This window comes from Phormidium pseudopriestleyi FRX01 (assembly GCF_017313335.1).
In the GTDB taxonomy this organism is placed as follows: Bacteria; Cyanobacteriota; Cyanobacteriia; order Cyanobacteriales; family Laspinemataceae; genus Laspinema; species Laspinema pseudopriestleyi.
This window is the reverse complement of record NZ_JAFLQW010000389.1, coordinates 1-11,588: the sequence shown is the minus strand read 5'-3', so window position 1 is coordinate 11,588 and position 11,588 is coordinate 1. Positions and strand designations below refer to the sequence as shown.

Here is an 11,588-nt window from a genome sequence, read left to right as displayed (position 1 = left end):
TGACCAATGACAATTGACCAATGACAATTGACCAATGACCCCAATAATTGCCGGAGAAAGAAGCGGCGTTGGTAAAACTACCATAACTTTAGCAATTTTGGCCTATCTGCAACGCCAAGGTTTGAAGGTACAATCTTTTAAAGTGGGTCCGGATTATATTGACCCAATGTTTCATCACTATGTCACGGGTCGCCCTTGTCGCAATTTAGATCCGGTTTTGACTTCCACTGATTATGTTCAAGACTGTTTTAATCGCCATTCTCAATCTGTAGAATTTTCCCTGATTGAAGGGGTGATGGGATTGTTTGATGGGGTTCAACCGGCACCGCTATTGATGGAGTCATCCCCTTTATTTTCCTTGGCCGATTTTGCCAGTACCGCCCATATTGCCCGATTGTTACAATTGCCGGTCATTTTAGTTCTGGATTGCAGTCGTTTATCCAGTTCGATCGCCGCGATCGCCCAAGGATATCGGACACTAGATCCGAGGGTAAACATTGCCGGAGTCATCCTCAATCGCGTGGGAAGCGATCGCCATTTAGAACTGCTGCAAGATGCCTTAGAAACGATTCAAATTCCGATTTTAGGCGTTTGGCGGCGACAGGATAACATTACTATTCCCGATCGCCATCTCGGACTCATCCCCACTGCCGAACTCCCCCAACTGGATACCTTAATCGATCGCCTTGCACATCTGGCGGAAACTTGCTTTGATTGGGAACAACTATTCCCCTTGCTGAAATCGACTCCGGCAACTGCTGTAAAACCAGTAGAAATCCCAAATTGGCAAGAATTTAAATCGAAAATCCCAGTGGCGATCGCCCAAGATGCCGCCTTTAATTTCTATTATCCAGATAATCTCGACAGTCTCGAATCCCTCGGTGCAGAATTGGTCCCCTGGAGTCCTCTGAAAGATGCAGTTCTACCGGAGGGAGTCCAGGGATTATATCTAGGAGGAGGATTCCCAGAAATCTTTGCTGAAACCCTTGCAGCAAATACCTCGGCATTGCGATCGGTTGATCAGGCAGTCGCCTCGGGAATGCCAACCTATGCCGAATGTGGCGGTTTAATGTATTTATGTCAAAATTTAGTGGATTTTGACGGCAAATCCTGGCCAATGGTCGGTATTTTTCCCACGAATGCAGTCATGGGTTCCCGCCTCAGTTTGGGATATCGCCTCGCCACTACCCTCCAAGACACCCCCTTATTTCGGACTGGGGAAACAGTCTGGGGTCATGAGTTCCACCGATCGCACCTCACCACCCAACCCGCTTCCCCTCTCTTTCAACTGCGGGGATTCCACCGGAAGTCGGTGGTTACTCCGGAAGGATGGGGATATTCTCCCCAAATTGCCACCCCTGCGGTTCATGCCTCTTACCTTCATCTTCATTGGGGGGGACAGTGGCAGATTCCCCAGCGATTTTTACGCCGTTGTCAGGATTTTGACCCAGGATTCAAGACCTTTTTGTAAACTTTTGTAAAATTTAGTTGTAGGTTTAAAACCGATATGCTACTTTAATACTAGACACGGAAAAGAAAGAAGTTAAGGAGAAGAAAGATTTAAAGATTCCTGGGTTCCAATGGCTGCGTGTCTCCTGTCTTGAGAACCGATGTGCGGCGAGGCCCAAAAGGGTGAAGCTGCGGAAATTGTAAACCCTAGTAAGAAATTGTCAATCGTCTAAAACCTTTCGTCTTTTTTGCTATATATTTTGAAGAATCAGTCATTCCGTAAATAGGGTCTAGTCTTGTGACTAGGCCCTTACTGTTTTTAGGGTAAATTTTTAGGGGAAATTTATAACAAGGGGCATTTAGAAAGTCGTCGCAGTCTAAAGCGCAACTAGCAGGCAGTAACTCAGCTTAAATTGCCTAAAAATATCCGAAATAAGAATAAAGGATAAAATAATTGGCCTGCATCGAACAGTCAATCCCTTGGCAGAAGACCACAGAGCGGTTAGAGTAAAAGGCGGGTGTATCTCAAAGCCGAGAATCTCCTCATAACCGAGGCGATGCTAGAACCGGAACAATTCCCATCCTCGCTTTGCCGGTTCTCCTGATTTGCCATGACCCACCCTGTTACCCTTTTATCGAAACTGACAGGGAATTTGTCGGAGTGGTCATAACTCAAAACCCATTTTTTCGATTCGTGTGCATGGGTCATCAGGTACAAACGCGGATCTTGCGATACATTAAGCTCAACTCGATCCACCTGGATTTCATCAGCTCATTAGCGATGCCAACTATTAACCTGTCTCAACCTCTGCGATCGGACCAAAGTCAGAACACTCCTTCGTCTTTCACCGGATTTGGGTTTGCCCGGGAACCCGGTGAAAGCACCTATGAGTCCCGCAAAACCACCCGCTTAATTCGGTTTACCCTAACCTTGTTATTACTCCTGGGTGGGAATGGGGGCGCACTCTTGGCACAAACGACCAATCCAGGAACCCTCACGGATCCGTCTCGAATTCCCAATCCCCTGCCTCCGAGTAGCCCCCAATTACCGGAACGCCCTCCGTTGCTACCCCCACCGGAAGAACTCCTGCAACCCCCGACTACGGATCCGGCTGCGCCCCCCCTGCAAGTAGACCCCACGGGAGAAATTCCTGGGGTAATTGAGGTGCAACGGTTTGAGGTGTTCGATAGTACCGTCTTCAGTAACGAAATTTGGGCGGAGATTTTAGCCCCGTTTACGGACCGCCCCCTATCCTTTGCGGAACTGTTGCAAGCCCGAACTGCGGTGACTCAAAGGTACACCCAGGAGGGATATATTACATCTGGGGCGTTAATTCCCCCCCAAACCCTAGAAGATGGGGTGGTGAGGATTCAGGTGGTGGAAGGTGGGTTAGAAGAAATTAACATAATTGGGAATCAGCGGTTGAGTCCCAATTATGTTAGTTCTCGATTGGCGATCGCCACGGAAAAACCTGTCAATATTGACCAACTCCTCGATGCCTTGCGCCTGTTACAACTAGACCCCCGGATTGAAAATATCTCAGCAGAACTCGCAGCAGGGTCTCGTCCGGGTCAAAATGTCCTCGATGTCCAGATTACGGAAGCATCGGCATTTGGCAGTGAGTTCGTCTTAGATAATGGGCGATCGCCCAGTGTCGGCAGCTTCCGCCAGCAAGCTACTGTTTACCACCGCAACTTATTCGGGTTCGGAGATACCCTAAATTTCTCCTACACCAATACCGAAGGCAGTGATCAGTGGGATGTAGGTTACACCCTTCCGATTAATGCCCGCAATGGTACATTTAGTGTGTCTCACGGTCGCACTCAAAGCGAAATTATCGAACCGCCCTTTGATCGGGTGAATATCGAAGCGAAATCTCGCAATACTGAATTCACCTTGCGGCAACCCTTAATCCAAAGTCCTACACGGGAATTTGCGATGGGATTGACCTTCGCCCGTCGTTCCAGCGAAACCTCCATTTTAGGGGTGAATTTTCCCCTCTCTCCTGGGGCGAATGAGGATGGGGAAACGCGGATTTCTGCCTTCCGATTCTTTCAAGAATGGACTGGGCGCAGTTCTCGGCAAGTGTTAGCTGCCCGATCGCAGTTTAATCTTGGAGTGGGTTGGTTTGATGCCACAGTCAATTCTTCCGCCCCGGATAGTCGCTTTTTGAGTTGGCGGGGACAGGGACAGTGGTTGCGGGTTCTGGGTTCGGAAACCAGCGACCCCGAACGGTCCCCAACCCTGTTAGTCCGAGGGGATGTCCAATTGTCATCGCGATCGCTGCTACCCCTGGAACAATTTGGGTTAGGGGGTTTAGAAAGTGTCCGGGGCTATCGCCAAGATGCTCTTTTAACCGATAATGGGGCGATCGCTTCTGCTGAACTCCGCATCCCAGTGTATCGCCAAAATTGGTTTGGGGTACAAATTGTCCCCTTTGTGGATGTGGGAACCGCTTGGAATAGTGGAGATGGAGACAATCCAGACCCCAATACTCTAGCTTCGGCAGGACTGGGGTTACAGTTAGAGTTCGGCGATCGCTTACGCGCCCGCTTAGATTGGGGGTATCCTTTGATAGATAGCCCATCTCGGGAGAGAACCTGGCAAGAAAATGGCTTTTATTTTTCCATTGTGTCTAGCCCATTTTAATGGGTGTGATACTCAATTCGGTTCTGGGAGAAAAACCTCCACTTGATCGAGTGGGGCTATACGGAGGAAGCCCGCCTGCGCGGGCTAAAGGGCAAATACCTCTTTGACAACTGGATTTTCTGTGATAGGTTTTCCGCTGGTTTTGGTTCTCCAGAGTTGTTTATAAAAATGCTAAAACCCCCACCCATGTCTTTATCTCACGTTAAACAGGGATTGCTGTTATCCGTTGGTCTGTTTTGGTTAGCTTTACCCCTGGGTGCGATCGCCCAAACTGCGGAGGAATTAGTCGAACAAGGACGCCGACTCTACCAATCCGGTGAATTTTCCGCAGCGGCAGCGGTTTGGGAAACTGCTGCCAGTCGCAGTGAAAAGGAGGGGAATCAATTGCAGCAAGCGGTTGCCTTGAGTAATCTTTCCGCAGCGTTACAGGAATTGGGAGAGTGGGATGGGGCCAAAGCGGCGATCGGCCAAAGTCTCGCTTTGATTGAACGTGATTCGGACTCTCCCTCCTCGGTTCGGGTTCTCGCCCAAGTCCTGAATACCCGTGGAGGATTGGAATTTACCCTCGGACAAACTGAAGCGGCAGTGACAACTTGGGAACAGGCGGCAGATGCCTACCGCCAAGCGGGGGAAAAGTCTGGGGAATATCGGGCGATGATTAATCAAGCCCGGGCTTTACAGGGATTAGGATTATATCGGCGATCGGTGACTCGCTTAGAACAACTCCAAACCCGGTTAGCCCAGGAAACTGATTCTGAGACAAAAATAACCGCTTTACTCGCCTTGGGGAATGCCTTACGCATGGTGGGGGATTTAGAACAATCTGAGGCTGTCTTACGCGATAGTTTACAGACAGCCCAACGGTTAAAGTCCCCTGCGGCTATCAGTGAAAGTGCGATCGCATTAGGTAATACAGTGCGGTCCCGCCAAGATGGGGACGCGGCTTTGGCTTTGTATCAACAAGCCGCAGCCACAGCAGAATCAGCAGATACCCAGGTTCAAGCCCGTCTCAATGCCCTCTCTTTGTTAATTGAAAATTCCCTAGTCCTGTCTAATTCGGCCTCTGAATCCCTCATCCAAAGCTGGATTCCGCAAATTCAGGCCCAAATCGAGGAGTTACCTGCCAGTCGGATGGCGATATATGCTCGAATTAAGTTCGCACAAAGTTGGGTACAGTGGCATGAGGGTAAGTCATCCCTGAGTTCGGTCCTGCCCGAAGCGGCTAAACTCCTAGGAACAGCAGTACAACAGGCTAAAAGTATAGACGATCGCCGCGCTGAATCTTATGCTTTAGGGAATCTCGGGGAATTATACGAACGCGATCGCCAGTGGCAGCAAGCCCAAAGTCTCACCCAGCAGGCGTTAGAGTTGGCGGAATATATCAATGCCGTTGATATTGCTTATCGCTGGCAATGGCAACTGGGGCGGTTACTCCTGGCCCAAGGCGATCGCCCGGGGGCTGTGATTGCCTATTCTCAAGCCGTCACTTCTCTGGAGTCTTTGCGCCTAGATTTAGTCACCACCAATCGGGAAGTGCAGTTTACCTTTCGCGATAGTGTCGAACCTGTTTATCGAGAGTTAGTGGCGTTACTATTAGATGTACCCTCACCACCTCCTAATAGCACATCGAGTCAGGGTGTTTCCCAGGAAAACCTTGAAAAAGCATTACAGGCGATCGAATCTCTGAAATTAGCCGAACTGGATAACTTTTTTCGCGATGCTTGTGTGGATAGCAATGCCGTGGAACTGGATAAACAACAGGTTGACCTCACAGCGGCGATCGTCTATCCCATCGTCTTGGACGATCGCTTAGAAGTCATCGTTTCTCTGCCCAATCAACCGTTACAGCATTATTCCACCCCCTTACCCAAAGAAGAAATTGAACAAACTCTCATCACCCTCAGAAGAAGCTTGGTAACTCGCACTTCTCGGCAATATCGAGTTTATGCCAACACCGTTTACAACTGGTTAATTGCCCCAATTCAAGATAATTTAGCCAACAGTGGCATTAAAACCTTAGTCTTTGTTCCCGATGGACTGTTTAGAAATATTCCAATGGCTGCCTTGTATGACGGGGAGCAATTTTTGTTAGAAAAATACAGCGTCGCCATTAGTCCGGGACTCAAACTCACTGCACTTCAACCCTTAAGACGACAAGGTTTAAAAGCCTTAACTGCCGGTTTAACGGAAGAACGATTTGGCTTCGCACAACTTCCGAATGTGGCGATCGAAGTCCAAAAAATCAATGCCGCACTCTCCGGCATCGTCCTCATAAATGACGGATTTACCCGCGATACCTTACAGCAACAGCTTTCAAAAACGCCATTTTCCATCGTCCATATCGCCACCCACGGTCAATTTAGTTCTAGTGCAGAAGATACATTTATTCTCGCATGGGACGATCGCATTAATGTCAATGAACTCGACAGTTTACTCCGAGTGAGAAATCGCAGTAACAGTAACGAAGCCTTAGAATTACTCGTTTTGAGTGCTTGTCAAACGGCAACGGGAGACAATCGCGCCGCCTTGGGATTGGCGGGAATGGCCGTTCGCGCCGGTGCCCGCAGTACCCTGGCAACCCTCTGGTACATTGATGATGCCGCAACCGTTCCCCTGATGATTGATTTTTACCAATCCTTAAACGAAGGTAATCTCACCAAATCTGAAGCGTTGCGCCAAGCCCAACTCAACCTATTGAAAAATCTCGATTATCAACATCCGATTTATTGGGCAGCCTATGTTTTAGTGGGCAATTGGCTGTAAAATAGAGAATGCTTGACTCTGTTCACCTGGTCAAGATGTTAGGGCAACTTGGCATTTAAAAGGTCACCCCTCTCCAAATGCCGAGACTCTCCAGATGGGAACTCAGAAGAATGCTAAACCAATTATTAACCCTGTTGATTATCGGCGTACCCCGAGTCGCTGGCAGTTTACTGATTCTCATCAGTTTTTGGATTGCCGCTGCCTTGTTAAAAAAGCTGATTCGCCGCCTCATGACCACCAGTAATTTGAGTCTGGATGCCCTAAAATTGCTGGAACAAACCCTCATTAGTACGGTTTGGATTGTGGGTATCGTTACCGCCCTAGGAACCCTGGGGATTGATGTTTCGGCCTTAATTGCTGGGTTGGGTCTAACTGGATTTGCTGTGGGATTAGCCCTGAAAGATATCCTTTCAAACCTAGTTTCTGGGGCTTTGATTTTAATTTATCGTCCCTTCCGCCGTCGCGATCGCATCTCTGTCGGCAACTTTGAAGGAACGGTCATTGATATTGATTTACGTTATACGACCCTGCAAGGAGAAGGCAAAACTATCTTAATCCCTAATTCTTATTTGTTCACGAATACAATTTGCGTTATTCAAGATTCCGGCGTTAAAATTATCACAAAAATTTACTAATTTTTAACACAAATTTGAGTAAACATGACTTTTTTGTAATTTTTATCTGTTAGAGATTGTCAGAAAACACGCCGTTCAGGAAGGGTCCCAAAACACCAAAATCCGAACCCTCTGGGACTATCCAGATTCAGCCAGCTATCGGGTGAAAATCATGGTATAATTTCCAATATCTCTAAATTTGTAACCGTTCCACTCCTATCTCTAAACCTTCAGAAAAATGCTAAACTCCCTGAATCGCCTGTTAGGGCGTCACCCGGAAAACATCAGAGCTCATGTGGAAATCTACACTTGGCAAACCTGTCCCTACTGCATTCGGGCTAAAGTTCTCCTGAAGTGGAAGGGGGTCAAATTCACCGAATATAAAATTGATGGCGATGGTGCCGCCCGAGTGAAAATGGCAGAACGGGCCAATGGACGCCGCAGCGTTCCCCAGATTTTTATTAACGATCGCCATATCGGGGGATGTGATGATTTGTATGAACTTGATACCAAAGCACAGTTAGATCCCCTATTAATTATGGCCCCCAATTAAGTTAAGAGTTCCAACTCGTCCCGAGATAAATTCCATTTAAAATCTGTCTCAAAAGTTAACCCAAACCCCGAAAAACCATGACTTATTTTTTCATTTATGATGGCAAATGCAATCTGTGTGTGAGTGTAGTTCAACTTTTGGAAAATTTTGACAAAGGAGATATTTTTCGCTATATTCCCATGCAGGATGAAGACAGTCTCGCCCGCTTAAACATCACACCAAAAGACTGTGAACAAGGCATGATTTTAATCGATGCCGACTGCCCGGAACGACGGTGGCAAGGAAGTGATGCCGCAGAAGAACTGGGCAACTTATTACCCGGAGGCAGTCTATTCGTCAGCGCCTATCGCGCACTTCCTGGGATGAAATGGTCCGGCGATCGCGTTTATGAACAAATCCGCGATAACCGTTATCAACTCTTTGGACAACGGACCGATATCTATCACTCCACCTATCCCGGCGACTGCGAAACCTGTAATTATCCGACGTAATCATAGTGGTACAAGACCCGCAGTATCTTATCCATCGGGACTGGATGAGTCAGGCGATCGCCCTCGCGCAATCTGCCGGAGATGCTGGAGAAGTTCCCGTGGGGGCGATCGTTGTAGACCCTTCCGGCAAGGCAGTCGCCCGTACCCAAAACCGCCGAGAACGAGACCACGACCCCACCGCCCATGCAGAAATACTCGCCCTGCGTACAGCAGGGCAAGTGCTGCAAAATTGGCATTTGAATGGTTGTACCCTCTATGTTACCCTAGAACCCTGTCCCATGTGTGCCGGGGCGATCGCCCAATCTCGTCTCAGTCTCCTCGTCTATGGTGCCGACGACCCCAAAAGTGGCGCAATCCGCACCGTCCTCAACCTCCCCGATAGTCCCGCTTCCTTTCACCGCTTATCCGTCCTCGGTGGCATCTTGGAATCCCCCTGTCGAGACCAATTACAATCCTGGTTCTCTCAACGCCGACACTCTCAAGGCACAAAATCCTAACTTAGGATAGCTCAAAGTATCATCCCCAAATCCGGGTCATACAGACTTGATTCTATCTGAAGTTCCACCGAGGGGGCGGATATAGGTTGAACTCCAAACCACAAGAAACCGGGTTTCTGGCCTAAATTCGTTGCTAAGTGCCGAAAATTTTGTCAAGAAACCCGGTTTCTCATCGCTACTGTACCCCCGGACTAGGACAATTTACAAACTGTCCATACTCTTCCCCTGTACCTGGATTAGTCCAAGTACAATAGACAAATTATACTCAAAATTGTTAAAAACACTTCTTTAAAATTCAAGGGTTCGATTCAATGCAACCCGCAAATTAAAATTATCTTTTATCGGTCTTATCTTAAATTCTAGGAAAAAAATCATGCAAACCCCACTCGTTAAATCTACTATTCAATCCGAAAAAAATCCATCGGTGAATTCTAAAATTTCCCCTTGGTTAGCCAGCGCACTATATCCATTAGGTCGTTTTATCGTCCTCCCTGCCTACTTTAAAGAGATTGAAGTAATCGGTCAAGAACATATTCCTACTGCCGGACCCACAATCCTCGCCCCGACCCATCGATCGCGGTGGGATGGGATTTTAGTCGCATACGCCACAGGCCGACATATCACCGGACGGGACTTACGTTATATGGTCTCTATTGATGAATTTAAAGGAATTTCCGGTTGGTTAATTCCCCGCCTCGGTGGATTTCCTATTGATAGAAACCGTCCGGTAATTGGAAGTTTGCGGCATGGAATCGAACTCCTGGAATCCGGTGAAATGTTAGCGATTTTCCCCGAAGGTGGTATTTTTCACGATGATGAACTTCATCCTCTTAAACCTGGATTAGCAAGACTGGCGATTCAAGCTGAATCCCTTCACCCTAATTTAGGTGTGAAAATTGTTCCGATGAATATGGAGTATCAGCCGAGGATTCCCCACTGGCGATCGCAGGTTAAAATTACCATTGCCCCTCCCTTAGAAGTGTCTCATTACTGCCTAGATACTCCTAAAGAAAGTGGGAATCAACTGACCGCTGATTTAGAAACCGTATTAAGGGCGATCGGTCAAGATCCTAGGTAAAACCTTCTCTCCTTACTCCTGAACACTCCTAAAAACCCTGTTATTCATAGCAAAAATTGGGTGGTTCAGTAACCACCCAAGGGGACTACTTCACTGTTCTGACAGTAGGTTGGCATCATTTTAAGGATGCTCACCGACTGAGGATAGTGGCATAGAGTGAGACAACAATCCTTAACCCGTTGCTAAAATGTCCGTGGATCCGGATACAAACATCCCATTCAAATCTGACGGATTGATATTTAAAACCACGCCTAAAATCTCATTGGTATCAATGATGCGAATGACTGTATCATTCATCCCATTGTTATCCAGATCGATGATAGCCTCATAGGTAATATCATTCTCCGTCAATCCATCACTTAAGCCAATTCGGTCTCCCTCGGCCCGGTTAAAATCGGTAATAGAGTCAGCTTCTAGGGGATTAGTCACCCCAACAGCGGTATCGCGACGGAGGACGAACAAATCAGCCCCCGCCCCCCGGTGAGAACATCGGTCCCAAAATCACCAATTAAAACGTCATTCTCAGATCCACCGTATAAAAAGTCATTGCCTTTACCTCCTCGCAGCAGATTCTGACCACTGCCGCCAAAAATGATATCATTCCCTTGATTCCCGTTGATGGTATCATTGCCATCGGCTCCAACGATTGTATCATCGTCCATCCCGCCGCGCAGGAAGTTATTTCCGCCGGTGCCATAGAGGCGATCGCGCCCCTGATTCCCGTTGATCAGTTCACCGTCGGTCGAACCGATGATAATATCATCTCCCGCTAATCCCCTCAGTCCGAATTGATAGCCATTCAGGGCCCCTGGAGTCAGTTGAACCACCGATGAATTCCCAACCAGGTCAAAAAATCCCTGATTGTTCGGGGTTAAGGGTTCAGAAATCTGGGTGACTCCCTCCGTGGGAGGGGGTGTGAAAGCCGGGATTTCCGGTCGTCGAGATGTCTGAGGGGTGGGGGGTAAAGGGTCAGCAATCGGCGTGACTTCCTCTAGAGTCGGTCGTATTGAATTCGAGTTTTCGGGTCCTGCAGATGCCTGATGATTGGGGGGTGTGGCAATCGTCATTGGAGTTCCAAAAACCTGGGTCCAATAATGGGAAAAGTTGACATTGCCGGTATCATTTTCCTGAAAATGATAGCCTACACCAATTTCCGTTACAGCGGGATTGAGGATGTTGACGCGATGTGAGGGACTATCCATCCATCCCTGGACCGTTTGCTCCGGTGTCGGTTCACCTGCGGCGACGTTTTCAGCAACGGTCCCATAATCATACCCTTGATTCGTTACGCGATCGGCTGCACCTTTTCCATCCAGCGGGTCGATATGGGCGGTAAAATCGCGCATTCCCATATTAGGAACTCGCAAAAAAATAAAATACCAGTCAAAATGGGATAATCGTGATATCCCATTTGGGTAAAGTTTCAGAACGTTGCCATGAGGGCAAATACTGTTTTAACTCATGAGGTAAGACTTTTACGCCTTTCTCATAAG

At 47.9% G+C, this 11,588-nt stretch carries 10 protein-coding genes; 8 read left to right on the top strand and 2 right to left on the bottom strand.

From position 1 onward, the window contains the following. Positions 1–34 precede the first annotated feature (34 nt). From J0895_RS14710 to J0895_RS14675, 8 genes are all read left to right on the top strand, one after another. Entirely contained in the window at positions 35–1,471 is a 1,437-nt protein-coding gene (locus J0895_RS14710) for a cobyrinic acid a,c-diamide synthase CobB (protein WP_207088814.1), read from the top strand. Between the two features lie 759 nt (positions 1,472–2,230). Continuing rightward, the gene (locus tag J0895_RS14705; RefSeq protein WP_242541321.1) at positions 2,231–4,099 is read left to right on the top strand and encodes a ShlB/FhaC/HecB family hemolysin secretion/activation protein; all 1,869 of its coding nucleotides are present in this window, start codon (positions 2,231–2,233) and stop codon (positions 4,097–4,099) included. A gap of 168 nt (positions 4,100–4,267) precedes the next feature. Continuing rightward, positions 4,268–6,862 carry a CHAT domain-containing protein gene (locus tag J0895_RS14700; protein ID WP_207088813.1) on the top strand — a complete coding sequence of 865 codons (2,595 nt, stop codon included), beginning with the start codon at positions 4,268–4,270 and terminating at the stop codon, positions 6,860–6,862. Positions 6,863–6,972: 110 nt separating this feature from the next. Beyond that, positions 6,973–7,497: a mechanosensitive ion channel family protein gene (locus J0895_RS14695; RefSeq protein WP_207088812.1), complete on the top strand. Its 525-nt coding sequence runs from the start codon at positions 6,973–6,975 to the stop codon at positions 7,495–7,497. A 217-nt stretch (positions 7,498–7,714) separates the two neighbouring features. Continuing rightward, positions 7,715–8,029, top strand: coding sequence for a glutaredoxin 3 (gene grxC, locus J0895_RS14690; protein WP_207088811.1), 315 nt, complete (start codon positions 7,715–7,717; stop codon positions 8,027–8,029). A 77-nt stretch (positions 8,030–8,106) separates the two neighbouring features. Further along, on the top strand, positions 8,107–8,520 hold the full coding sequence (locus J0895_RS14685) for a thiol-disulfide oxidoreductase DCC family protein (protein WP_207088810.1): 414 nt from the start codon (positions 8,107–8,109) through the stop codon (positions 8,518–8,520). 44 nt (positions 8,521–8,564) lie between these two features. Further along, entirely contained in the window at positions 8,565–9,017 is a 453-nt protein-coding gene (gene tadA / locus J0895_RS14680; protein ID WP_207088815.1) for a tRNA adenosine(34) deaminase TadA, read from the top strand. Between the two features lie 373 nt (positions 9,018–9,390). Continuing rightward, positions 9,391–10,095: a lysophospholipid acyltransferase family protein gene (locus tag J0895_RS14675; protein ID WP_207088809.1), complete on the top strand. Its 705-nt coding sequence runs from the start codon at positions 9,391–9,393 to the stop codon at positions 10,093–10,095. A gap of 171 nt (positions 10,096–10,266) precedes the next feature. Here J0895_RS14675 and J0895_RS25970 read toward each other — a convergent pair whose 3' ends face one another. Then, positions 10,267–10,524 carry a type I secretion C-terminal target domain-containing protein gene (locus J0895_RS25970; RefSeq protein WP_242541320.1) on the bottom strand — a complete coding sequence of 86 codons (258 nt, stop codon included), beginning with the start codon at positions 10,522–10,524 and terminating at the stop codon, positions 10,267–10,269. Further along, the gene (locus J0895_RS14670; protein ID WP_242541319.1) at positions 10,521–11,447 is read right to left on the bottom strand and encodes a CAP domain-containing protein; all 927 of its coding nucleotides are present in this window, start codon (positions 11,445–11,447) and stop codon (positions 10,521–10,523) included. The genes J0895_RS25970 and J0895_RS14670 overlap by 4 nt, the downstream gene beginning before the upstream one ends. Positions 11,448–11,588: the final 141 nt, after the last annotated feature.

Bases quoted from the DNA above. Each gene is read 5' to 3' on its own strand.
- grxC (WP_207088811.1), top strand. From the start codon at position 7,715: ATGCTAAACTCCCTGAATCGCCTGTTAGGGCGTCACCCGGAAAACATC.
- J0895_RS14695 (WP_207088812.1), top strand. From the start codon at position 6,973: ATGCTAAACCAATTATTAACCCTGTTGATTATCGGCGTACCCCGAGTC.
- J0895_RS14670 (WP_242541319.1), bottom strand. From the start codon at position 11,447: ATGGGAATGCGCGATTTTACCGCCCATATCGACCCGCTGGATGGAAAA.
- J0895_RS14710 (WP_207088814.1), top strand. From the start codon at position 35: ATGACCCCAATAATTGCCGGAGAAAGAAGCGGCGTTGGTAAAACTACC.
- J0895_RS14700 (WP_207088813.1), top strand. From the start codon at position 4,268: ATGCTAAAACCCCCACCCATGTCTTTATCTCACGTTAAACAGGGATTG.
- J0895_RS14675 (WP_207088809.1), top strand. From the start codon at position 9,391: ATGCAAACCCCACTCGTTAAATCTACTATTCAATCCGAAAAAAATCCA.
- tadA (WP_207088815.1), top strand. From the start codon at position 8,565: ATGAGTCAGGCGATCGCCCTCGCGCAATCTGCCGGAGATGCTGGAGAA.
- J0895_RS14705 (WP_242541321.1), top strand. From the start codon at position 2,231: ATGCCAACTATTAACCTGTCTCAACCTCTGCGATCGGACCAAAGTCAG.
- J0895_RS14685 (WP_207088810.1), top strand. From the start codon at position 8,107: ATGACTTATTTTTTCATTTATGATGGCAAATGCAATCTGTGTGTGAGT.